A 23,971-nucleotide genomic window follows, 5' to 3' on the forward strand; every position below is an offset into this window, starting at 1 on the left:
GTGATTATAGAGGGGAAACAGCCGGAGGTCTTTTCCGAAAAACCGCCGAAGCCGGCCCTCGGTTCGGGATGACAATCTGGAAGCATCAGGTACCGCGCGGCTTGGCGCGGCTGGTGGCGGCGGCGAGAAGCGGGTTCTCCGGCCAGACATGCCTGGGATAGCGGCCGCGCATCTCTGCCCGCACATCGGCCCAGGAGCCGCGCCAGAAGCCGGGTAGGTCGCGCGTCGTCTGGATCGGCCGGTGAGCCGGCGACAGCAATTCGAGCGTCAGCGGCACAGTGCCGTTGGCGATCGCCGGATGCCGGTCGAAGCCGAACAGTTCCTGCACGCGGATCGCCAGCACCGGCCATTCGCCGCCATAGCGGATCGGCAGCCGGCTGCCCGACGGCGCGTCGAAATGGGTCGGCGCCAATGTGTCGATCTTGCGCTGCAATTCGTGCGGCACCAGCGTCATCAGGCCTTGCGAAAGCACGCTGGGATCGATTGCCGCAAAGGATGCCGCGCCGGAAAGGAACGGCAGCAGCCAGTCGTCGAGGCGCTCGACGAGCGCGGCATCGGAGACATCGGGCCATGGCGCGCCGAGGCCGCGATGCAGCCAGCCGAGCCGCTGCCGCAACGTCTCCGCCTCCCTGTTCCACGGCAACAGGGACAGGCCGTGTTCGCGCAAGGCGTCGAGGATGGCGCGATCCGCGTCGGCACCGGTCGGCGCCGGCAGCATGCGTTCGGACAGCGTGATGGCGCCGAGGCGAACCGTTTCGCGCACCCGCACCGCGCGCCTGTCGCGGTCGAAGCTCACCTCGCGGCGGGTCTCGGTCTTTTCCGCCAGCGCAGTGCGGATGTCGGCCTCATCGATGGCTGCTGCTGCGGTGATGCGGGCGTTCTGCGCCTTGCCCTGCAGGTCGGCGACGACGAGCCAGGTCTCGCCGGCCAGCGGATCGGAGGCGTCGAGCATGGCGCCCGAGCCGTTGGCAAGCACGAAGCGGCCACGCTCGCCGCGCGCTTTGGCGACCCGATCCGGCCAGGCATGGATGAGGAGAGCGCCGGCTGTGCTGCCCTCCCTCTTGAGGGGGTCGGAAGGACGAGCGAGCCCCGTGGCTCGCCCCGGCGCGTCGATCCGCGTAGCGGATCGGGGTGGGGTCGGTTCGGGCACGCCATCGACGACCCCGCCCCGTCTCCCTCGTCTCGCTGCGCTCGGCTCGCTCGCCGACCCTCCCCTCGAGGGGGAGGGTGAAGCCTGCTTTGCCAGCCTCTCAGCCAGCTGCCGGGCGGCGGTGGCGCGCGGCGATCTTTCGGCGCGAAAGCGCAGCAGCCGCCGTTCGAGATCGGCACCATCGCCGCCAAGGCCACGCTCGGTCAACAATACGGCGAGCATCGCCGCCTCGAGCGCCTCTCCGGTTCTTGCCGCCTCGGCGACCATGTGGGCGAGCCGCACCGGTAGCGCCAGCCTGCGCATCGCGGCACCGGCATCCGTCAGGCGTCCTGCCGCATCGACAGCATCGAGCGCACGTAGCAGTACCCTCGCCTCGGTGAGCGCCGGAGCCGGCGGGGGGTCGAGGAAGGACAGGCTGGTCGGATCGGCGACGCCGAACGCCGCGCTATCGAGCAACAGGCCGGAAAGATCGGCCTCGAGGATTTCCGGCGGCGTGAAGGCCGGCAGGGCCGCTGTCTGCTCGGCCCGCCACAACCGGATGGCGACGCCCGGCTGCGTGCGCCCGGCACGGCCGGCGCGCTGGTCGGCGGAAGCGCGGGAAGCACGTACCGTCTCCAGCCGCGTCAGGCCGCTCGCCGGCTCATAGCGCGGCAGCCGCGACAGGCCGGAATCGATGACGACGCGCACACCGTCGATGGTGATGGAGGTTTCGGCGATCGACGTCGCCAGCACGACCTTGCGGCGGCCGAGCGGCGCCGGCTTAATCGCCGCGTCCTGCGCCTTGTTGTCGAGCATACCATAGAGCGGCACGATGTCGGTATCGGCGCCGACCTTGCCCGCCAGCCGCTCGGCGGTGCGCTCGATCTCGCGCTGGCCGGGCAGGAAAGCGAGCACGCTGCCCTCCTCCCCGGCAAGCGCCGAGCGGATCGCCTTGGCCATGGCGTCCTCGATGGTGACGCCGGCCGGCCGCTCGTCATAGCGGATGTCAACCGGGAAGGCGCGGCCTGCGCTCTCGATCACCGGCGCGCCGGACAGCAATTTTGCGACACGCGCGCCGTCGAGCGTTGCCGACATCACCAGCAATCTGAGTTCGGGCCTCAGCGCACCCTGCACGTCGAGCGCCAGCGCCAACCCGAAATCGCCGTCGAGCGAGCGTTCGTGGAACTCGTCGAATAGCACCGCCGCGACACCAGGCAGTTCCGGGTCGTCGAGGATCATGCGGGACAGCACGCCTTCGGTGACGACGAGAATCCTGGTCTTTGCGGAACTGCGGTTTTCCATGCGCATGGCATAGCCGACGGTTTCGCCGGGCTCTTGGCCGAGCAATTCGGCCATGCGGCGGGCGGCAGCGCGGGCGGCGAGGCGGCGCGGCTCGAGCAGGATGATCTTTCCGGCGCCGAGCCATTCAGCGTCGAGCAGCGCCAGTGGAACCAGCGTCGTCTTGCCGGCACCGGGCGGCGCCACCAGCACGGCGCTGTTACCATGGCTCAGCGTTTCATTGAGCGCCGGCAAGACAACGGAGACCGGCAGGTCCGGCAAGGGTTTTGTCGTCATTGTGCTATGCTGTGCAGCCAGTTGGCAACGACCGCATATCAGCGGTGGCGGTCGCGGCGCAACCTCGGCGCCGACTCAAAGCCTGGTCCGCGAAAACGGGTTCCAGCGCACCGTGCCGAGCCGCACCTCCTCGCGCACCGTCGTCAGCAGGCCGGAACCGCCGACCACGGCCAAGCCGACCAGCGACAGAAAATCCGGATATTCCCTGAAGAACAGCGCACCTAGAACCACCGCCCAGACGATCTGCGAGTAATGCGTCGGCGCGATGCGGTTGGCCGGCGCGTATTTGACCGCCAGCAGATGCAGCAGCTGGCCGCCGGCGGTAAAGGCGCCGGCCAGCACCAGCCAGGCCCATTGCCTGCCATCCGGCAGCGAGAACGAGGTAGCCGCCGCACCGACGCCGTTGAAGAGCAGGCCGTAGCCGATCAGCACGCCGAGCATCGTTGTGCGCTTTTCCTGCGCGGCGAGCGAACGCATCAGGATGACATTGGTGGCGGCCAGGAAGGCGATGATGAACGCCGCCAGATGGCCAAGCTGCAACTCGCGAAAACCAGGCCTGACGACCAGCATGACCCCGGCAAAGCCGGCGACGACCGCCAGCCATCGCCATGGGCCGACCTTTTCCTTGAGGACCAGCGTGGCCAGGATAGTGACGAACAGCGGCGCCAGAAAGATGAGCGCATAGACTTCCGCCAGCGGGATGGTGGTGAAGGCATAGACGCTCAGCACGCCCGAGGCGATGCCGGCCCAAGCCCGGGCCTGTACCGCCCAGGGCCGGTTGGTGCGCCAGAAATCGAGCCAGCGCTCGCCTGCCGGCCTGGCAAAGAGCAGAAAGCAGCCGGCGAACAATGTCGAGAAGAAGCCGATCTCGAAGACGTTGAACTGCCCGCCCAGGCTTTTGACAACCGCGTCGCTGCACGAATAGCTTGCATAGGCGATGAGCGCGAGCAGAATTCCGTTGGGCACGTTTTTCCATTTCCGGGAGAGATGAGAGTGAAGATATTGGCGCTTGGCGCGCATTCGGACGACATCGAGATCTTCATGTTCGGTACGATGGCGGCCTATGCCGCGCAAGGCGCAGAACTCTTTTTTGCCATAGCCACGGATGGCACCCGGGGCGGCTACGGCGATCCGTCAGCGCTGGCCCGCACGCGCCGCAAGGAGGCGACGGCGGCGGCCGGCCTGCTTGGCGTGACGCCGCGCTTCCTCGACTTTCCCGATGGCGGGCTGGTCGCGGATGCCGCGCTGATCGGGGCGCTCAAAGCACTGATCGGCGAGATAGGGCCGGATCTGGTGACAACGCATGCGCCGAACGACTATCATGGCGACCACCGCGCGCTGTCGGATGGCGTGCGCATCGCAGCGTCATTCTCGGTGCCGGTGCTACATGCCGACACGTTCGGCGGCACCGGGTTTTCGCCAACGCACTACGTCGATACCTCCAGGCATTTCGATCTCAAGGCGGAGGCGATCCGGGCGCACCAGTCGCAGGATCCCGAGCGTTTCGTCGACGCGGCGCGCACGCAGAACGCCTTTCGCGCCGGCCAGTGCAACGGCCCAGCCGGATCGTTCGCCGAGGCCTTCCGCTTCGAGCCAGTCTTCCCCTTCGCCGATATCCGCGCGCTGCTGCCGCCGGCCCCAGTGATCCGTCCGGTGGCCGTCAGCAACAAGACGGTGACCTAGGCAGGTCGCCGCAACTTCTCACGTTGCTTTCCTATCCAGCATGCTGCGATGCAGCAACGAATTCGCTTGCCTTGTTTAGTAAAAATTGCATCACTAAACAAATTACTAAACATCCGGTGCGCCGCCGCGTCGTTGTGTTTGGGCCCCCGAGGTGGGGTTTAGCGGGCTCTTGAAACCGTCATCCGGACGCGTTTCGCAAATGGGAGGAAGGCATGAAATCGACCTTGAAATTGGCGTTGGGACTGGCATCGACACTCTTTGCGTCGACAGCCGTTTCGAATGTCGCGCAGGCAGAAGATCTGACGCTTTGCTGGGCAGCCTGGGACCCGGCCAACGCGCTTGTGGAATTGTCCAAGGACTTCACCAAGGAAACCGGCATCGGCATGAAATTCGAATTCGTGCCGTGGACCAACTATGCCGATCGCTTTCTCAACGAGCTGAATTCGCACGGCAAGCTGTGCGACCTCATCATCGGCGACAGCCAGTGGATCGGCGGTGCCGCCGAGAACGGCCATTACGTCAAGCTGAACGACTTCTTCGACAAGGAGAAGATCAGCATGGACGATTTCGTGCCGGCGACCGTCGTCGGCTATTCGGAATGGCCGAAGAACTCGCCGAATTACTGGGCGCTGCCGGCCATGGGTGACGTCGTCGGTTGGACTTACCGCAAGGACTGGTTCTCCAAGCCGGAGCTGCAGAAGGAATTCAAGGAAAAGTACGGCTGGGATCTCGGCCCGCCGACGACCTTCGACCAATTGAAGCAGATCGCCGAATTCTTCCAGAAGCGCGACATCGACGGCAAGACCGTCTATGGCGCGTCGATCTACACCGAGCGCGGCTCGGAAGGCATCACCATGGGCGCCATGGACGTGCTCTACAGCTTCGGCTTCCAGTACGAAAACCCGAAAAAGCCCTACGAGATGGAAGGCTTCGTCAACTCCGATAAATCGGTGAAGGGCCTGGAGTTCTACAAAGCCCTCTACGATTGCTGCACCCCTCCCGGCGCCTCGAACAGCTACATGGGCGAAGGCGTCGATGCCTTCAAATCGGGCCAGGTGGCGATGCACATGAACTTCGCCTTCACCTGGCCAGGCCTGCAGAAGGACGAGAATGTCGGCGGCGACAAGATCGGCTATTTCGTCAATCCGAAAGGTCCGGACGGGGACCAGTTCGCCCAGCTCGGCGGCCAAGGCATCTCGGTGGTCTCCTATTCCGACAAGCAGGAAGCCGCGCTCAAATACATCAAATGGTTCGCCAACAAGGACGTGCAGTCCAAATGGTGGTCGCTCGGCGGCTATTCCTGCCTCAACGCGGTCGTCAAGGACCCGGCCTTCCCGGCCAGCCAGCCCTACGCGCAGACCTTCCTCGACTCGATGGCCATCGTGAAGGACTTCTGGGCCGAGCCGAGCTATGCCCCGCTGTTGCAGGCATCGCAGAAGCGCTTCCACGACTATGTCGTTGCCGGGCAAGGCTCGGCCAAGGATGCACTCGACGGCCTCGTCAAGGACTGGACCGAGGTCTTCCAGGACGATGGCAAGATGTAAACGGCTCCTCCCGAGCCCATGACCGAACCGTCCCGTGCCACTTGGCACGGGACACAGTTCAGATAAATTCCATTGTCGAGACGAGCCAAGTGACCGAAGCAGGACTGACCATGCTCAATCGGACGGCGGACAGCGTTGCCCGGGCTACGCCCGAGCCGTTGGCCCGCAAGGTCCGGGGCATCAGCGACAAGGGCCTCGCCTGGCTGTTCATCTCGCCGACGATCCTGTTGCTTTTAGCTATCAACATCTTTCCGCTGTTCTGGGCAATCTATCTGTCCTTCACCAATTTTCGCGCCAATCGGCCCAACGAGGTTGTGAAGAACCTTGGGCTGGCAAACTACAAGCGCATCCTCGCCGACCAGGACATCTGGATCGCCATGCAGACGACGGCGCATTTCGTGTTCTGGACCATCCTGCTGCAGACGCTGATCGGCTTCACGCTGGCTTGGCTGATCGACCGCAAGTTTCGCGGCCACGCCTTCTGGACGACAATCATCCTGGTGCCGATGATGCTGTCGCCGGCGGTGGTCGGTAATTTCTGGCGCTTCCTCTACGAGCCGCAGATCGGGCTGTTCGCCTACGCCGTTTCGTTCGTCACCGGCATTCCGGCAACCGAAATCAGCATGCTCTCCAACGTGTCACTGGCGCCATGGTCGATCATCATCGTCGACACCTGGATGTGGACGCCTTACGTGATGCTGATCTGCCTCGCCGGCCTGCGCTCGATCCCCGAATACATCTACGAAGCGGCCGAGGTCGACCGCGCCTCCAACTGGCGGCAGTTCTGGTCGATCACGCTGCCGATGGCGCTGCCCTTCATCATGCTGGCGGTGCTGTTTCGCGGCATCGAGAACTTCAAGATGTTCGACATGGTCAATTTGCTCACCGGCGGCGGGCCGGGATCAACCACCGAAGTGGCCTCGATCACGCTGAAGCGGCAGGCCTTCGAAAGCTGGCGGACGGGCTATTCCTCGGCCTTCGCCATCATCCTGTTCGTCGCAGTGTTTGGCCTCGCAAACATCTACGTCAAGGCGCTCAACAAGGTGAAGCAGAGATGAGCCTGACGTCAGCCCATTCCGTTGTCGCGCCGTCGGCCACGTCGAAGCGCGTCGCCGGCACGATCATCGTCGCCTACGCGCTGATCTCGATCGTGCCGCTGCTGTGGATCTTCGCCACCAGCTTCAAGACGCCGCCGGATTCGATCGCCTATCCGCCGAAGATTCTGTTCCAGCCCAGCCTCGAGGGCTACTGCAACCTGTTCTCGACCCGGACTCGGCAAACACCGGAATACATCAACTCGCTGGGACCGGCGACGGGCCTGTGCGACGAGACGGTGCGCAAGCGCAACATGGTGATCGCCGGCCCGTCCAACTTCATGCCGCGCTTCGTCAATTCGCTGATCATCGCGTTCGGCTCGACGTTTTGCGCGGTGTTCCTCGGCACGCTGTCGGCCTATGGTTTTTCGCGCTTCAAGGTGCCGCTCGCCGACGACCTTCTGTTCTTCATCCTGTCGACGCGGATGATGCCGCCGATCGCCGTCGCCATCCCGATCTACCTGATGTACCGGGAGCTTGGCCTGTCGGACACGGCTCTCGGCATGATCCTGCTTTATACGGCGGTCAACGTGTCCTTGGCGGTGTGGCTGCTAAAAGGCTTCATCGACGAGATCCCGCGCGAATATGAAGAAGCGGCGATGATCGACGGCTACACCAGGCTGCAGGCGTTCTGGCGCACGGTACTGCCGCAGGCGACCACCGGTATTGCCGCAACCGCCATCTTCTGCCTGATCTTTGCCTGGAACGAATATGCCTTCGCTGCGCTACTGACCTCGGGCACGGCGCAGACCGCGCCGCCCTTCATCCCGACCATCATCGGCGAAGGCGGTCAGGACTGGCCGGCGGTCGCGGCCGGCACGACGATCTTCCTGGTGCCGATCCTGGTCTTCACCATCCTGCTTCGCAAGCAATTGCTGCGCGGCATCACCTTTGGCGCGGTGCGTAAATGAGCATGACCGCAAAACGCAAATCGCGCTGGCCCGTCTGGGCCAGGCGCGGGCTGATGGAAAACGTCGCCACCGCGATCATCGCCATCGGCTTCCTGATGCTGTTCCAGCCCTTCGCACTGGTGCTCTACACCTATTCCTTCATCACCATGCTTGCGGGCACGGCGATGTTCATCATCGTCTCGAAATTTCCGGAGTAGACGATGGCCGAGATCAGGGTCGAACATCTGAGGAAGGCATTCGGCGATTTCGTCGCCGTGCAGGATTCCAACTTCGTCGTCGAGGAGGGCGAATTCTTCGTCATGCTGGGGCCGTCCGGCTGCGGCAAGACGACGACGTTGCGCATGATCGCCGGGCTCGAACTGCCGACCGGCGGCAAGATCCTGCTTGGCGGCGAGGACGTCACCATGCGGCGTGCCCGCGAGCGCGACATCGCCTTCGTCTTCCAGCTGTTCGCGCTCTATCCGCACATGAATGTGCGGAAGAACATCGGCTTTCCACTGCTGGCGCAAGGCATGCCAGGCGCTGAAATCCGGAGCCGAGTGGAGGAGACGGCGAAGCTTTTGCGGATCGACCATCTGCTCAACAAATCGGTCTCCGGGCTTGCCGGCGGCGATCGCCAGCGCGTGGCGCTCGGCCGCGCCATCGTACGGCGGCCAAAATGTTTCCTGATGGATGAGCCGCTCGGCACGCTCGACACCGAATTCCGCGACCTGATGGTCCATGAATTGCGAGAACTGCACAACCGCATCCACGCCACCACCGTCTATGTCACGCATGACCAGATGGAAGCGATGTCGATGGCCGACAAGATCGCGGTGATGAACCACGGCGTCATCGAGCAGTTCGGCACGCCGCGCGAGATCTACGACCGGCCGGCGACGATGTTCGTCGCCGACTTCATCGGCTCGCCGCCGATGAATTTCCTCGGCTTCGGCGGCGGGCTTTCAAAGGGCGCCAGGGAAATTGTTGTGCAAGGCGCGAAGGTGGCCGTGCCGGAGATCCGCGAGGACGTCGCGCCGGCCGATATGGCGCTTGGCATCCGACCGGAGCACATCCGCTTCGACGACGCTTCGAAGCTGCGCGGTGCTATTTATGGCACGGAATATCTCGGCACCACTCAGATCGTGGCGGTGGAGACAGCAGACGGCATCATCAAGGCCAGGGTGCCGGCCGAAATCCGGCTCAATCCGGGCGATCATGTGGGCCTGGCGCTGAGCAGCGCGCGGCTGTCGCTGTTCGCAAAAGGATCCGGCCGTGCGGTGCGCACCGAAATCCATGACTCGGCCTCCCAGGGGAGAGCACATCATGGCTGACGTTCACATCAAAAGCGTGACCAAGGCTTTTGGCGAGCATGTCGCCGTCCACAATCTCGACCTGCATATCGCCGACGGGGAATTCGTCGTGCTGCTCGGGCCGACCGGCGCCGGCAAGACGACGACGCTCAGGCTGATCGCCGGGCTGGAGCGTCCGGAAGCGGGCTCGATCCATATTGCCGGCCACGACACGACGACGCTGTCGCCGGCCGAGCGGGACACCGCTTTCGTGTTCCAGCAATATTCGCTCTATCCGCATCTGTCGGTTTACGACAACCTCGCCTTTCCGCTGCGCTCGCCAGCACGGAAAATGCCGGAGGATCAGATCCGCCGCCGCGTCGAGGACGTGGCCAAGATGGTGCGCATCCACCACAAGCTGAATAATCGCTCGACCAAACTCTCTGGCGGCGAGATGCAGCGCGTCGCCATCGGCCGCGCTTTGGTGCGCAAGCCGTCGATCTACCTGATGGACGAGCCGCTGTCGTCGCTCGACGCCAAGCTGCGCGCCGATCTCAGGCTCGAGCTGAAGCGCATCCAGGCGGAACTCGGCGCCACAATGCTCTACGTCACGCACGACCAGATCGAAGCGATGACCATGGCCGACCGCATCGGCATTCTCGCCGACGGCGTGCTGGTGCAGATCGGTTCCCCGCGCACGATCTATTCTGAGCCGGCAAACCTTCACGTCGCCGCAAGGCTCGGCCAACCGGCAATCAATTTGTTGCCGGTCGGACTGCTGCCGGATGGTGGCGCGCCGGCGGGAACAAAGACGATCGGTGCTCGTACCGAACATCTTTCGATCGAGAAGGCGGCGAACGGCCATGCCGACGGCGTCGTCGATTGGGTCGAGCATCTCGGCGACCAGAACCATCTGCATGTGACGGTGGGGACCAGGAAGCTGGTGACGCTAACCGACCCCGACACCGACCTGGCGCAGGGCGACAAGATCATGATCCGCTATCGCTCGCCGCTGTATTTCGGCCCCGATGGGCGACGGCTGATGTGAGCGCTGCGCGAGTGTTTTCCTGGCACCTTTCAACCGGCAATTTCGGGCACCGGACTGGACCAATTCGATGAAGCATTTTTTCAATCGCAGGGATACGATCGTAACTGAGGCCCTGGACGGCTTCCTCGGTACGACCGGCGCCGGCGATCTCGCTCGCCTCGACGGCTATCCCGAGATCAAGGTCATTCTCCGCGCGGACTGGGATAAGACCAAGGTCGCGGTCATTTCCGGCGGCGGGGCCGGGCACGAACCTGCCCATGCCGGCTTTGTCGGCATTGGCATGCTGACGGCGGCGGTTTCGGGCGATATCTTTGCTTCGCCGAGCGTGGAAGCGGTATTGGCCGCCATCCGCGCGGTGACCGGTCCCACCGGGTGCCTGCTGATCGTCAAGAACTATACCGGCGATCGCCTCAACTTCGGCTTGGCCGCCGAGAAGGCGCGCGCCGAAGGCTTCCGCGTCGAGATGGTGATCGTCGCGGACGACATTGCCCTGCCTGATATTGCCCAGCCGCGTGGCGTTGCCGGCACCTTGTTCGTGCACAAGATCGCCGGCCACCTGTCGGAAGCCGGCATTGACCTGGCGACGGTTGCCGCTGCGGCGCGGGCAGCGGCGGCGGATATCGTTTCGCTCGGCATATCGCTGTCATCCTGCTCGATCCCCGGTCAGAGCCATGAAGAAAGATTCGGGGCGGACGATGCCGAACTCGGCCTCGGCATCCATGGCGAACCGGGCGTTGAGCGGATTGCGGTGCAAAGTGCCGAAAGGCTGGTTGCGATCATGTCGGAGCGCCTTGCCGCGCGGCTCGATCCGGTCAGCGACTACGCCTTGCTGATCAATAATCTCGGTTCGGTGCCACCGCTGGAAATGTTGCTTGTCGCCAATGCGGTACTGGCTTCACCGCTGGCACAAAAGGTGACGCTGACAATCGGGCCCGGGCAGCTTATGACCGCGCTCAACATGAACGGCTTTTCCCTGTCGCTGATCCGGCTCGATGCATCGCGCGAAGCGGCGTTGCGGGCGCCGGTAGGCCCTCACGCCTGGCTGCCGGCAAGAGCCGTTCGCCAAGCCAGCGTCGTGCCGATGGCCAAAGCCGCCGGCCCGAACAACGCGTCGAAAGCCAGCCAGGACGCACGCACCGACCGGTTGGTTGTCGCGGTCTGCGACCGGCTGATCTCGCTTGAAGGCGCGTTGAACGGACTGGATGCCAAGGCGGGAGACGGTGACACCGGATCGACTGTGGCGGCCGGTGCGCGCAGCGTGCTTGGCCGCATTGCGACACTGCCGCTCGCTGACCCTGCCGCAACGCTCGCCGCCGTCGGCGATATCCTGAGCGCCAGCATGGGCGGCTCTAGCGGCGTGCTGTTGTCGATCTTCTTCACCGCCGCCGCGCTGGCGCTGGAGTCTGGCGAAACGCTTCCCAAGGCGCTTCTCGCCGGCCTCGATCGGATGTCCTTCTATGGTGGAGCGAGGGTCGGCGATCGCACGATGATCGATGCCCTGGAACCCGCCTTGAGGGCGCTGGACAGGGGGAGTCTGGAAGATGCGGCGGTCGCGGCGCAACGCGGAGCCGAGGCCACCGCTGCCATGCGCAAGGCCAAGGCCGGGCGGTCCGCCTATATTGGCAGCCAGCTCGACGGCGTGGTCGACCCCGGCGCCTTTGCCGTCGCCGAGGTCTTCACTGCCCTCGCTGCGTTGCTCGAACCCGCTTGACTGGGGAAAAGAATGCTTCAATTGCCGGATATGCAATTTTCTCGTACTGCCGGCAGCGCAGGGGCCAGGAGCATGGGTGATATGGCGGCAGCGGATATTTCCAGGCTGATCGAGGCGGCGGCAAACACGATCGCCGCACATGCCGAAGAGCTGACCAGTCTCGACCAGGCCATCGGCGACGGCGACCATGGGCTCAACATGAAACGCGGCTTCGAGGCAGTGCGGGCCGAGGCCGGCGCGTTTGCGGCAAAGCCGTTGCCCGAGGCGCTGAAGGCGATCGGCACCAAACTGGTGATGACCGTCGGCGGAGCCTCCGGTCCCTTGTTCGGCACGCTGTTCATGGCGCTCGGCAAGGAGATTTCCGCCGCGCCGGGTCGCGCCGACCTGGCGGCGGCCTTCGGCAAGGCGATCGAAGCGGTTGCCGCCAGAGGCAAGTCGCAGGCCGGGCAAAAAACCATGCTCGATGTGCTGCAGCCGGTGCATGAGGCCCTGCTGCACGGAAAGACGGCAGCGGACATCGTCGAGATCGCCGACAACGCGGCCGACGCGACCGTGCCGATGAAGGCACTGCGTGGGCGCGCCTCATTCCTTGGCGACCGTTCGATCGGTCATATGGATGCCGGCGCACGCTCGACTGCGCTTCTGGTGCGGGCCGTAGCCGAGGCAATCGAGAGGCGCGCATGAGCAATGTCGGCATCGTCATCGTATCGCATTCGCCGCTGGTCGCCGAAGGCACCGCCGACATGGTGCGGCAGATGGTCGGCAACGAAGTGCCGCTTGCATGGTGCGGCGGAGACGGCCATGGCGGGCTGGGAACCAATGTCGAGGCGATCATGGGCGCCATCGACAAGGCCTGGTCGGAGGCGGGGGTCGCGATTCTCGTCGATCTCGGCGGTGCCGAGACCAATAGCGAGATGGCGGTCGAGATGATCGGCGAACCACGCGCCCAGAAGATCATCGTCTGCAATGCGCCGATCGTCGAAGGCGCGGTGATGGCGGCGACCGAGGCTTCCGGCGGCGCCTCGCTCAGGGAAGTGGTGGCGACGGCGCACGAATTGTCGCCGTCGTGAACGAACGGGAATTTTGACAAGCATGTCCGCAGCAGCCGAAGCCAGCGTCCTGATCACCCATGAGGTGGGACTGCATGCGCGTCCTTCGGTGAAGTTCACCAAGCTTGCCAAGACGTTTTCGGCCGACGTCGAGATTGCGCTCGCCGCCAACGGGCCATGGTTCGACGCCAAGAGCATCGTCAAGGTGATGGCGGCGAAAGCGCCGAAAGGCACTGTCCTGCATATCAGAGCCAAAGGGGACGGCGCCGGCGAGGCGGTCGGCGCCCTGGTCGAGCTGGTGCGGCGCGATTTCGACGAAGGCAAGGACCATGCCCGAACCGCTTAGGCTGCAGGGCATTTCGGCATCGGCCGGCTATGCCGAGGGGCCGTTGTTCGATCTGGACCAGGCTGCTGTGCGTTATGTCCGCAAGGCGACTGCCGCGGACGAGAAGGCGGCGCTTGAGGCCGCCATCTCCATTGCCGCAGGCCGGCTCGCGACATTGATCGAAACCAGCGACAGCGAGGCGGCCGGGATCCTCGAATTCCAGCTCGCCATGCTGGAGGACGACGCGCTGACCGGCCCGGCCTTTGCGCGAATTGCCGAGGGCATGGCTGCTGATGTGGCTTGGCGAAAAGCGCTCGACGCCGAGATAGCCGGCTATGAAACATCCGAGCAGGACTATTTCCGGGCGCGCGCGGCCGACATGCGCGACATACGCGACCAGGTGCTACGCGCGCTTGCCGGGGGCGGCGACATTGCCGCGCCGGCAGGTGCGATCTTCTACGGCGAGGATATCGCACCGACGCGCTTCCTCGAAACCGACTGGAGTGCCGGCGGCGGCATAGCACTTACGGCCGGAAGTGCCGCAAGTCATGTCGCAATGCTGGCACGCTCACGCGGCGTGCCAATGGTGGTGGGGTTGGGGCTCGTAGCGCGTGGGGTAGCCGGGCCCGGTGCTTCGCCGGCTCACCTTGCCGGAATCGCACTGCTCGATGCCGAACATGGCGGCATCGTGTTGGCGCCTTCGAAAACGGAGATCGAGGCATTCCGGCGATCGTCGTCGTCTTTCGCGGCGCATCGCGACAATGCGGCAGCCTATTTGACAAGGCCGGCAGCAACGAAGACCGGCATAGCGGTCCACGTGCAGGTGAATATTGCCGATCCGTCCGATGTCGACCGCATCGATGCTGCGGCGTGCGACGGTGTCGGGCTGATGCGGACCGAATTCCTGTTCGGCAAGACGCTGCCGGACGAGGAGACGCAATATCGCGCCTACCGTAGAGTGCTGGAATGGGCAGGCGACAGGCCGGTGACGATCCGTACTGTCGATGCGGGCGGCGATAAACCTGTGCCGGGCCTGACCGTCGAGGAAGGTAATCCATTCCTTGGCCTGCGCGGGATCAGGCTGTCGCTGATGCGTCCGGAGGTCTTTCGTGTGCAGATCCGCGCCTTGCTACGTGCCGCCATGCACGGCAATCTGAAGGTGATGTTCCCGATGATCGCCGTTCCGGAAGAGTATGAACACGCCACCGCGCTGTTCGCTGAGGAGCAGGCTGACCTTTTGGCGCGCGGCATCGCGCACAAAATGCCGCCGCTTGGCATCATGGTCGAGGTGCCGTCGGTGGCCATCGCACCGGAGGCATTCGCCAAGGCCGCCTTCTTCTCGATCGGCTCGAATGATTTGACCCAATACGTGATGGCCGCCGCGCGCGACAATGCGTCGGTCGCACATCTGAATTCCGTCAGGCACCCAGCCGTGCTCCGGCTGATCGCCTCGGTTGCCGCCTTCGGCCGCGAGCATAATATCCCGGTCAGCCTGTGTGGCGATGCCGGCGGCGACCCCGCCTTGATCCCGGCGCTGCTCGAAACCGGCCTGCGTGACCTCTCCGTCGCTCCCGCCCAACTCGCGATGGCCAAGGCGGCCATCGCGGACGTTTCGATCTAGGCCCCGGTATGGCAGACAAGGCGTCGCAATCCGGCCCCGAAGAGGCGATCCGCGCCTACAAGACGATCCTGTCGCAGGTGATCGACCAGCGCCCGTCCGGCATGCGCCAGCGCCTCGCTGATGCGCTGGGCAAGCATCGCAGCTTCGTCACGCAGATTTCCAGCCCGGCCTATTCGACGCCGATCCCGTCGAAGCATTTGCCGGCTATCTTCTCCGTCTGCCATTTCAGCCCGGCCGAACGCGATCATTTCCTTGAGGCCTACCATCGGGCGCATCCGGGAAAGATGTCGCTGGCCGCAGGCTTGCGCAAGACACGCCATGTCTCGCTGATCGTTCCCGATTTCGGCGACGACAAGCAGAACGCGGCGCTCGACCGGGCGGTCAACGATTTCATCCAGAAGATCACCAGCATCGCCGGCAAGGGCAGCTGACGCTGGGCTATTTCGGGAGGACGGCCATGAAGAAATTTTTGAATTCGGTCGATACGGTGCTGACCGAGAGCCTCGACGGCTTCGTTGCCGCGCATGCCGATATCCTGGCGCTTGGCGAGGAACACAAATTTGTCCGCCGCAAGCTGCTCACACCGGGCAAGGTGGCGCTGATCTCCGGCGGCGGCTCGGGTCACGAGCCGCTACATGGCGGGTTCGTCGGGCACGGCATGCTGGATGCGGCCTGCCCCGGCCAGGTATTCACCTCGCCAACGCCTGACCAGATGATGGCGGCGGCCGAAGTCGTCAATACGGGCGCCGGCTGCCTGTTCATCGTCAAGAACTACGAGGGCGACGTGATGAATTTCGACATGGCCGCTGAAATGTCGGAAGGCGTGATGCAAATCGTGACCAATGACGACGTTGCGGTCGAAAACTCGTCCTACACCACCGGCCGGCGCGGCGTCGCCGGCACGCTGGTGGTCGAGAAAATCGTCGGCGCGGCGGCCGAACAAGGCATGGCACTGGAGCCGTTGAAGGCGCTCGGCGAGCGCGTCAACGGCGCGACGCGCTCGATGGGCGTGGCGCTGACCAGTTGCACCGTGCCGGCGGCGGGCAAGCCGACCTTCAATATCGGCGATGGCGAGATGGAGTTCGGGGTCGGCATCCACGGCGAGCCTGGGAGGCGGCGCGACACATTGAAAAGCGCCGATGCTATCGCCGAGGAGATCTGTACCGCAATCCTGGGTGACCTGGGCGACGGTGCCAGAGGCCAGGCGCTACTCTTCGTCAACGGCTTTGGCGGCACACCGTTGATGGAGCTTTATCTGATGTACAACAGCGCCCGCAAAATCTTCGAGAAGCACGGCGTGACGGTGACCCGGTCGCTGGTCGGGTCCTATGTGACCTCGCTCGACATGGCCGGCTGTTCGATCACGCTGAGCATGCTCGACGACGAGGCGGCTGTTTGGTGGGATGCACCGGTACATACGGCCGCGCTGCGCTGGGGCATGTAGCGGCGGAGAATGCCCCAGAAATAGTCGGTGACAAGACCGGTATCGGCAACGCCGCGCATCGCCAGACAGTTGCCCTCCTCACCCTGCGTAAGATAAAGAATCTGCGGGTTTGGGGAGTTCGAGCATGCGTTACAATTGGGATCGGGCGCCGACGGGTTTCGAGCGCCATGGAAAGGTGCTGGCAGCCGCCTTGCTGATCGTCGGCGGGGTCGGACTTATGCTCGCTGCCCTCCCGCTTTAGGGACAACAAACTCGGGTAGCGGACTACGTCTCAGCGCGTTGCCTCAGTGCGCCTGGCCAGTCACGGCGATGAAACGGCGGTCGCGCCCTTCAAATCCCTGGCTGAAGCGCTGCACGAGCACCGCAAGCACGCCCGGTTTTCCATCCGGGGTGAATGCGTAAGATTCCGACAGGCTGTAGGAAGTCGGGCAATTCCTCGAACCGGGCACCGCCTTGTCCTCATGCAGCAGCTTGATCGGCTTGCCGTCCTGACCCTGCAGCGTCAGGCGAAAGCCGAGCGCCTTGCCGGTCGTTTCGCCTTGCTGCGTCGCGTCGAAACTCGCTGAACAATCCGCCGTGCTGTCGGCACGGATCTGCTCGAGCTGGATGGTGCCAAGCTCGTCATAGGCCGGCGAAAGCCATTTTTGCGAAACCTGCTCGAGGCGCGCAATGTCATTGTAGGCGACCATGTCGTCGGGAAAGGTGAACCTGTCCAAGGCAGTCCGCTCGCCGCGCGGCGCGATGGCATATTTGGCCAGCAAGGGCGCCGCCAGTTCGGCGGCCTGTGCCCTCGCCTGCGCAAGCGTCAATGTCGAATCCTCCGTCTCGTCGGCGATGACGATCGGCTTGCCGCCGACGAACTCATCGGTCCGCGTGTCGATGATCTCGATCTCCGACCAGCCCGAATCCGAAGCACCGGCATCGAGCGTGCCGTACTGTTCGAAGGCGAAGTAGTTGCCGTCTGGCGAAAAGCCGATGACGCGCCGGGCCGCCGCGTCGCCTGCCTGAGCAGCTGAAGCGAGCACCACCGCCAGCGTCGCAACCGCGGCAAACCCAAGCTCATATCGCAATTTCATCGCGCCCTGCCCCTAATGCCGAAAATTCGAACGATACCGGCCCCCAGACCACCATGACCCGCACTTGCGGCCAAGTTAGAACGACAGCAAACGAAACGCACAAATACATGGTTACACAAACCAGCATACGCTATTTCAAGGACAGCAAACATTCCTGGGGAGGAAGCTGGATGGCGTCACGCTACCACGAGGTCTATGACGGCTGGAAACGCGACCCGGAAAAATTCTGGGCCGATGCCGCCGGCGCAATCGACTGGTTCTCGCCCTTCGAGACGGTGTTCGACGCCAATGCCGGCGTCTATGGCAGGTGGTTCGTTGGCGCCTCGTGCAACACCTGCTTCAATGCCGTCGATCGTCATGTGGCGGGCGGCCGTGCCGACCAGATCGCGTTGATCCATGACAGCGCGATTTCGGGCACAATCAGGAAATTCACGTATGCCGAGTTGAAGCGCGAGGTGGTCGCGCTGACCTCGGTGCTCAAGAATCGTGGCATCCAAAAAGGCGATCGCGTCATCATCTACATGCCGATGGTACCGGAAGCAGCCTTCGCAATGCTTGCCTGTGCGCGGATCGGCGCCGTGCATTCGGTGGTCTTCGGCGGCTTTGCCTCGCATGAGCTCGCCACCCGCATCGACGACGCCAAGCCGAAGCTGATCATCTCCGCTTCCTGCGGCCTGGAGCCAGGGCGCGTCGTTGCCTATAAGCCGCTGCTCGACAAGGCGATCGAGATGTCGCGGCACAAGCCGGAAAGCTGCCTTATCCTGCAGCGCGACCAACTGCGCTGCGAACTCAGGGAAAACCACGATATCGACTATGCCGACGCCGTGGCGCGGGAGCGGGCCGCGGGTGCCAATGTCGACTGTGTTCCGGTGCTTGCCACCGATCCGCTCTACATCATCTACACGTCGGGCACGACCGGCCAGCCGAAGGGAATCGTGCGCGACAATGGCGGCCATATGGTCGCGCTGAAATGGTCGATGGAAAACGAGTTCGGCGTCAAGCCGGGCGAAGTGTTCTGGGCGGCTTCCGATGTCGGCTGGGTGGTCGGCCATTCCTATATCGTCTACGGCCCGCTGCTGCATGGCTGCACAACGATCCTGTTCGAGGGCAAGCCGGTCGGCACGCCCGATGCCGGCACCTATTGGCGTGTGATCGCCGAGCATGGCGTCGTCGCGCTGTTCACCGCGCCAACCGCCTTTCGCGCCATCAAGGGACAGGACCCGAGGGGCGAATTCGTCCCGAAATACGACCTGTCCAAATTCCGGACGCTGTTCCTCGCCGGCGAGCGCGCCGATCCGGAAACCATCAAATGGGCGGAGCAGAAATTGACCGTGCCGGTGATCGACCATTGGTGGCAGACCGAGACCGGCTCGCCGATGACCATCAACCCCGCCGGACTGGGCCTGCTGCCGGTCAAATACGGCTCGCCCGGCGTGCCGATGCCCGGTTATGACATCCGCGTGCTCGACGATGCCGGGCATGAGGTCAAGCGTGGCACGCTTGGCAACGTCGTGGTCAAATTGCCGTTGCCCCCCGGCTGCCTGCCGACGCTGTGGAATGCCGACGAGCGGTTTCGCCAAGCCTATCTCGACGAGTTCCCCGGCTTCTACAAAACCGCGGATGCCGGCATGATGGACGAGGACGGCTATCTCTATGTCATGGCTCGCACCGACGACATCATCAATGTCGCCGGCCACCGGCTATCGACCGGCGCCATGGAGGAGGTTCTGGCCGCGCATCCCGACGTCGCCGAATGCGCCGTCGTCGGTATTGCCGATGCTATGAAAGGCCAGGTTCCACTCGGCTTCGTCGTGCTGAATGCCGGCGTCGACCGCGACGCCGGCATCATCGAAAACGAGGTTGTCACCCTGGTGCGCGAACGGATCGGCCCGGTCGCTGCCTTCAAGACGGTGGTGACGATCAAGCGCCTGCCGAAGACGCGCTCCGGCAAGATCCTGCGCGGCACCATGCAGAAGATCGCCGACAAGGAGGAATGGGCCATGCCGGCAACGATCGACGACCCGGCCATCCTCGACGAGATCACCGCCGCGCTGAACCGCCGCGGCATCGGCCTGTAAGGGGCGCCGAAGCCGAGTTGCGTCCGAAGCTCCGGTATGGAACGACCGGCGCCGGACGTGGTATCCACGCGCGGTGTCGTCATGTTGTTTCGGAATCGAGACGCACCCACAGCCATGCGAGATGCCATACGTGACCCTGTTCCAGCGATCGAGAAAGCCCCAGGCCGCGGCACGCCAGCGGCTGGAGATCGATATGCGGGGCGCAGTCGTCTATGCGATCGGCGACGTGCATGGCTGCTACAAGGAACTCCGCGCCCTGGAGCAGAAGATCCTGCTCGATTCGGCGCCCTTCGAAGGGCGCAAGCTCATCATCATGCTTGGCGACTACGTCGATCGTGGACCCCAGTCGGCGCGTGTGCTCGATCATCTGCTGGCGCCGCCGCTCCATGATTTCCAGCGCATCTGCCTTGCCGGCAACCACGAAGTCGTGATGCTGAACTATCTCGACGGGATCATTTCGAGAGAGTCGTGGCTGGCAATAGGCGGCCTGCAAACGCTGTTTTCCTACGGCGTCGACCCGGAGCGCATGGCCGATCTCTACGGTTCAAGCGAGGAGGTCGACAGGCGCATTCGGGAGATCATCCCCGCCGACCACGTCAGTTTCATGCGTGCGCTGCCGGTCATGGTCTGTTCGGCGAAATTCGTGTTCGTCCATGCCGGCATCAGGCCCGGCATCGACCTCGCCGCGCAGGACGAGGACGACCTGCTGAATATCCGTTCGGACTTCTTCGACGCTACGCATCTTCTCGACCGCTATGTCGTGCACGGACATACGCCGGTCGACACTCCGAAGCTCGAGGGACGCCGGCTTGGCATAGACACCGGCGCCTTCCAAACCGGCCAGCTGACCGCCCTCAGGATCATCGACAACCGCGCCAGGTTGATATTTTCCTGAGCGCGATGTCGTCGCTCAGGCGGCTGCCTTGGTGCGCGCTTCCGATTTTTCCAGATAGTAGCTCGAATATTTGTCGAAGAATTTTTCCGAGCCGCCGATCGCGCCATATTTGGCCAGCTTCTTCAGTTCGACCTTGTTCAGCACCGCGCCAATGATCTTCTTGGCGATGTAGGGCTCCGAGCTGAGCATGGATTGCACCATCGCACGCGGCGTGCGTCCCCACTCGGTGACCAGCACGAAGCCGTCGACAAGCGGAGCGAAGGCCTTGGCGTCGACGACAGGCCCGAGCGGCGGCAGATCGACGATGATGTATTCGAAGGTTTCCTTGGCGTTATCGATGAAACGCCGCATGCCGGCTGAAGACAGAAGCTCGCTGGTATGCGAAAACTGGCCACGCAGGACGGCCGGGATGATAGCCAGCTTGGTCTGCCGGTCGATCTTGCCGACCGACTGCCATGTCTGCCCGCTCACCACAGCTTCCATCAGGCCCTGCTCGGCCTCCATACCGAGGCTGCGGCTGAGGCCGGGATTGCGCAGGTCGCCGTCGATCAGCAGCGTTTTCGATCCGTTGACGGCAAGCAACCCGGCAAGATTGGCCGCCACCGTCGACTTGCCTTCGCCGGGAAGCACCGAGACCACGCCGATGACCCGGCTGCCCTGGCCCTCCATGACGACGTCGAAGGCGATCTTGGCGTTGCGCAGCGTCTCTGAGAACATCGATGCCGGTGCATCGACGGTTACCCGCATCCGCGCACGTTTTTCGGCTGCCGACAATGTTTTGGAGGGCTGGGATTTGGAGGACTTGGCGGTCTTGGATTCAACGACTTTGACGTCAGGCTGACCGCCATTGCGCTGGTCATCCTTGCCAGCCTTGCCGATGACCGGCAGGTAGCCGAGGAATTTGAGGCCGACACGGTCGCGCACATCCTCGCCGGTCCTGAAGAAGCGTTCCCTGAATTCATTCAGGCCACCAACCCCTGCGCCCATCATTATGCCAAGCGCCAGCGAAAGCCCCAGCACGATGGCCGTGCGCGGGGTTGCGGCCGACTGCGGCATCGTCGCGTCCGAGATGACCCGGATCTTGCCGACCGGGAAGGATTGCTGCTGGGCGGCCTCCTCATAGCGGTTCAGGAACGTCTGGTAGAGCGTCGACAGCGCCGTCGCCTTTTGGTCCAGCTCACGCAGCTTGACCTGCGACTGGTTGTCGATGGAGCTCTTGCCAGCCGCCAAGGCGACATTTGCGCGGAGCGCGGTTTCGCGCGCCAGAGCGACCTCGTATTCGTTACGGTAGCTTTCGGTCAGTTGCTTCAGCTCGCCGAAAATCTGCGCCGATATGTCGGCCTTCTCCTTGGCGAGCGCGACGGCCTGCGGATGTTGCGGGCCGAAATTGGCTTCGACGTCCTGCTGCCGCTTGGCGACGGTGAGATAGCGGTTCTTCAGCGTCGTGATGACGGAGCTGCTCGGCTGGTCGTTCGATATCGCGGCGTCCTTGAATGCATTGTCCGAGCCGCTTTCGACGATCGACTTGTACTGCTGATAGCGGGCGCCGGCACGTGCGGTATCGGCCTGCGCGACGATCAGCTGGGTGTTGAGATCGGACAATTGCTTGTCGCTGATCAGCTGGCCGTCATTGACGGCCAATCCGTGTTCGGCCCTGAACTTTTCGACCGCTAATGCGGCCGCCTGGGAGCTCTCACGAAGCTCGGTCAGCCGGCCTTGCAGCCAGACCGCCGCCCGCTCGGTCGCGTCGAAGCTGGCATCGAGCTGATCGGCGAGATAGGCGTCGGCATAGGCCTTGGTGATGGCGGTCGCAAGCGCCGGATCCGTCGCCTGGAAGGAGATGCTGATGACAAAGCTTCGGCCGATCCGCTCGGCGTCGAGTTGGTTCTGCAGTTTGAAGATTGCATAGTCGCGGGGCGACGACGATGCGGTGATCGCGTCACGCGTCGCAGCATCAAGCTGAGTGACATCGGTTGTGCTAGCGGCGCGCTTGGGGCGGACAGACTGGATGATACCGCGCACAAAGCCAGCAACCTTCGACAGGGCCGATGTCGGAGGGTTCATGAAAGCGTCGTTCTGATCGAGCTTCAGCTTGTCGACGACCACCCCAGCCAGCCTGGCCGACTGTAGTATTTCGATCTGGCTCAGAACGGCGGAGTCGGTCTGCATGCTGACCGACGCCGCCGAAATGTCGTCGACGACCTTGTTCAATCCTTCGTCGATCAGCACGCTGCTCGTCGCCACATAGGTAGGAGGCGTCGTCTGCAAATAGAGCACGCCGAGAAAGAGACCGATGACGGCGCAGGCGGCAACCACTTTCGCCTGCCGCGCGGCCATGCCAAGCAGGCGCTCGATGTCGATGAAGTCTTCGGCGTTTGCCGCATTAGAAGCCGGCAATGGCGTCCTCTTGTCGACAGGAAAATTGGCATAGTTCATCTTCGGTCCAATTCTAGTTTGCAGGCGCTACCGCCTCGAAGGTCGGGACATAGGGTGCAAACCTTGCGCCGGACAGTGCGCGTCGCGCGCGGCGCAACGGCCTGTCCTGCGTCATCAGCCGCACCCACAATGCCTCGAAAAAATGGACATTATGCGGCTTCTTCCCGACGCTGATGCGACCGTACGAATTCCTGCAGCATCTCGAAGATCGGGCCCTTCATGTCCTCCCGCGCCAGCGCGAAAGCGACATTGGCCTGGATGAAGCCCTCCTTCGAACCGCAGTCGAACATGCGGCCGTCGAAAGGCTGGGCGAAGAAGGCCTGGGTCTGTGCGAGACGCACCATTGCGTCGGTCAGTTGTATTTCGTTGCCGGCGCCGCGCTGCTGGCTGGCCAGCAACGAGAATATCTCGGGCTGCAGGATGTAGCGGCCGTTGATGTAGAAGTTCGACGGCGCGTTGGCAGGAGCCGGCTTTTCGACCATGGCCGTCACCTCGAAGCCCGTGCCGACATCAGCGCCGCGCCCGACAATGCCGTATTTGCTGGTCTCGGTCGGATCGCAACGCTCGACGGCGATAACGTTTGCGCCAGTCTGCGCATAAAGATCGGCGACCTCGGCGAGACACCCGCGCCCGCCGAAGGACACCATGTCCGGCAAAAGCAATGCGAAGGGCTCGTCACCGATGACTTCGCGCGCGCACCAGACGGCATGGCCGAGGCCTTGCGGCGACTGCTGGCGGATGAAGCTCGTCGCGCCGGCGACGGGAAGCAGGCTTTCAAGCGATTCGAGTTGCGCCTTCTTGCCGCTCTGCTCCAGGGTTCCGGTCAGTTCAGGATGTAGGTCGAAATAGTCCTCGATCACCGCCTTGTTGCGGCCGGTGACGAAGACGATGTGCTCGATGCCGGCCTCGAACGCCTCGTCAACCGCATATTGCACGACAGGCCTGTCGACCACCGGCAGCATTTCCTTCGGCATGGACTTGGTCGCCGGCAGGAACCGCGTTCCGAGCCCCGCCACCGGTATGACTGCCTTCCTGACTTTTTTCATTGCATGTTCCTTCTGAGGAGATCGATTTCAACCCT

General features: G+C 63.6%; 21 protein-coding genes. 16 read left to right on the forward strand and 5 right to left on the reverse strand.

Features of this window, described 5'->3' with window-relative positions; translation table 11 throughout:
- Positions 1–85: 85 nt before the first annotated feature.
- Entirely contained in the window at positions 86–2,704 is a 2,619-nt protein-coding gene (gene hrpB, locus NKJ73_RS03165) for an ATP-dependent helicase HrpB (RefSeq protein ID WP_023676340.1), read from the reverse strand.
- Between the two features lie 75 nt (positions 2,705–2,779).
- Positions 2,780–3,670 (reverse strand): DMT family transporter, encoded by an 891-nt coding sequence (locus NKJ73_RS03170; protein WP_352568333.1) that lies wholly within the window; start codon positions 3,668–3,670, stop codon positions 2,780–2,782.
- Positions 3,671–3,697: 27 nt separating this feature from the next.
- On the opposite strand from NKJ73_RS03170, the gene NKJ73_RS03175 reads away from it, so the two are divergent.
- The 14 genes from NKJ73_RS03175 to dhaK all read left to right on the forward strand — a co-directional run bounded on the left by NKJ73_RS03175 (position 3,698) and on the right by dhaK (position 16,405).
- The gene (locus NKJ73_RS03175) at positions 3,698–4,387 is read left to right on the forward strand and encodes a PIG-L deacetylase family protein (protein ID WP_352568334.1); all 690 of its coding nucleotides are present in this window, start codon (positions 3,698–3,700) and stop codon (positions 4,385–4,387) included.
- Positions 4,388–4,599: 212 nt separating this feature from the next.
- On the forward strand, positions 4,600–5,931 hold the full coding sequence (locus tag NKJ73_RS03180; protein ID WP_352454682.1) for an ABC transporter substrate-binding protein: 1,332 nt from the start codon (positions 4,600–4,602) through the stop codon (positions 5,929–5,931).
- 110 nt (positions 5,932–6,041) lie between these two features.
- Complete coding sequence (locus NKJ73_RS03185; protein WP_031211681.1) at positions 6,042–6,989, forward strand: carbohydrate ABC transporter permease; 948 nt, start codon at positions 6,042–6,044, stop codon at positions 6,987–6,989.
- Positions 6,986–7,936 (forward strand): carbohydrate ABC transporter permease, encoded by a 951-nt coding sequence (locus NKJ73_RS03190; protein WP_023676335.1) that lies wholly within the window; start codon positions 6,986–6,988, stop codon positions 7,934–7,936. Before NKJ73_RS03185 ends, NKJ73_RS03190 begins: the two co-directional genes overlap by 4 nt.
- Positions 7,933–8,133 (forward strand): hypothetical protein, encoded by a 201-nt coding sequence (locus NKJ73_RS03195; RefSeq protein ID WP_023676334.1) that lies wholly within the window; start codon positions 7,933–7,935, stop codon positions 8,131–8,133. Before NKJ73_RS03190 ends, NKJ73_RS03195 begins: the two co-directional genes overlap by 4 nt.
- 3 nt (positions 8,134–8,136) lie before the next feature.
- Positions 8,137–9,249, forward strand: coding sequence for an ABC transporter ATP-binding protein (locus NKJ73_RS03200; protein ID WP_352568335.1), 1,113 nt, complete (start codon positions 8,137–8,139; stop codon positions 9,247–9,249).
- On the forward strand, positions 9,242–10,255 hold the full coding sequence (locus NKJ73_RS03205) for an ABC transporter ATP-binding protein (protein WP_352568336.1): 1,014 nt from the start codon (positions 9,242–9,244) through the stop codon (positions 10,253–10,255). The genes NKJ73_RS03200 and NKJ73_RS03205 overlap by 8 nt, the downstream gene beginning before the upstream one ends.
- Before the next feature lie 67 nt (positions 10,256–10,322).
- Positions 10,323–11,966 carry a dihydroxyacetone kinase subunit DhaK gene (locus NKJ73_RS03210; protein ID WP_352568337.1) on the forward strand — a complete coding sequence of 548 codons (1,644 nt, stop codon included), beginning with the start codon at positions 10,323–10,325 and terminating at the stop codon, positions 11,964–11,966.
- An 81-nt stretch (positions 11,967–12,047) separates the two neighbouring features.
- On the forward strand, positions 12,048–12,650 hold the full coding sequence (gene dhaL / locus NKJ73_RS03215; RefSeq protein ID WP_352568338.1) for a dihydroxyacetone kinase subunit DhaL: 603 nt from the start codon (positions 12,048–12,050) through the stop codon (positions 12,648–12,650).
- Complete coding sequence (gene dhaM / locus NKJ73_RS03220) at positions 12,647–13,036, forward strand: dihydroxyacetone kinase phosphoryl donor subunit DhaM (protein WP_352568339.1); 390 nt, start codon at positions 12,647–12,649, stop codon at positions 13,034–13,036. Before dhaL ends, dhaM begins: the two co-directional genes overlap by 4 nt.
- A 22-nt stretch (positions 13,037–13,058) precedes the next feature.
- Positions 13,059–13,361 (forward strand): HPr family phosphocarrier protein, encoded by a 303-nt coding sequence (locus NKJ73_RS03225; protein WP_023676329.1) that lies wholly within the window; start codon positions 13,059–13,061, stop codon positions 13,359–13,361.
- On the forward strand, positions 13,345–14,961 hold the full coding sequence (gene ptsP, locus NKJ73_RS03230; protein WP_352568340.1) for a phosphoenolpyruvate--protein phosphotransferase: 1,617 nt from the start codon (positions 13,345–13,347) through the stop codon (positions 14,959–14,961). Before NKJ73_RS03225 ends, ptsP begins: the two co-directional genes overlap by 17 nt.
- A gap of 8 nt (positions 14,962–14,969) precedes the next feature.
- Positions 14,970–15,392 carry a hypothetical protein gene (locus NKJ73_RS03235; RefSeq protein ID WP_023676327.1) on the forward strand — a complete coding sequence of 141 codons (423 nt, stop codon included), beginning with the start codon at positions 14,970–14,972 and terminating at the stop codon, positions 15,390–15,392.
- A gap of 26 nt (positions 15,393–15,418) precedes the next feature.
- A complete protein-coding gene (gene dhaK / locus NKJ73_RS03240) occupies positions 15,419–16,405 on the forward strand; it encodes a dihydroxyacetone kinase subunit DhaK (RefSeq protein ID WP_023676326.1) in 987 nt (328 codons plus the stop codon).
- 284 nt (positions 16,406–16,689) lie between these two features.
- On the opposite strand, the gene NKJ73_RS03245 is transcribed toward dhaK, so the two are convergent.
- The gene (locus NKJ73_RS03245; RefSeq protein WP_023676324.1) at positions 16,690–17,481 is read right to left on the reverse strand and encodes a DUF2259 domain-containing protein; all 792 of its coding nucleotides are present in this window, start codon (positions 17,479–17,481) and stop codon (positions 16,690–16,692) included.
- A gap of 170 nt (positions 17,482–17,651) precedes the next feature.
- On the opposite strand from NKJ73_RS03245, the gene NKJ73_RS03250 reads away from it, so the two are divergent.
- Positions 17,652–19,559: a propionyl-CoA synthetase gene (locus tag NKJ73_RS03250; protein WP_352568341.1), complete on the forward strand. Its 1,908-nt coding sequence runs from the start codon at positions 17,652–17,654 to the stop codon at positions 19,557–19,559.
- A gap of 193 nt (positions 19,560–19,752) precedes the next feature.
- Entirely contained in the window at positions 19,753–20,454 is a 702-nt protein-coding gene (locus tag NKJ73_RS03255; protein WP_352568342.1) for a metallophosphoesterase family protein, read from the forward strand.
- Between the two features lie 15 nt (positions 20,455–20,469).
- On the opposite strand, the gene NKJ73_RS03260 is transcribed toward NKJ73_RS03255, so the two are convergent.
- Together NKJ73_RS03260 and galU are read right to left on the reverse strand one after the other, a co-directional pair.
- Positions 20,470–22,890: a polysaccharide biosynthesis tyrosine autokinase gene (locus NKJ73_RS03260; protein WP_352568343.1), complete on the reverse strand. Its 2,421-nt coding sequence runs from the start codon at positions 22,888–22,890 to the stop codon at positions 20,470–20,472.
- A gap of 149 nt (positions 22,891–23,039) precedes the next feature.
- Positions 23,040–23,936 (reverse strand): UTP--glucose-1-phosphate uridylyltransferase GalU, encoded by an 897-nt coding sequence (galU, locus tag NKJ73_RS03265; RefSeq protein WP_352568344.1) that lies wholly within the window; start codon positions 23,934–23,936, stop codon positions 23,040–23,042.
- Positions 23,937–23,971 lie beyond the last annotated feature (35 nt).

Origin of the sequence: Mesorhizobium sp. M0074, from assembly GCF_040322975.1 — a bacterium.
In the GTDB taxonomy this organism is placed as follows: Bacteria; Pseudomonadota; Alphaproteobacteria; order Rhizobiales; family Rhizobiaceae; genus Mesorhizobium.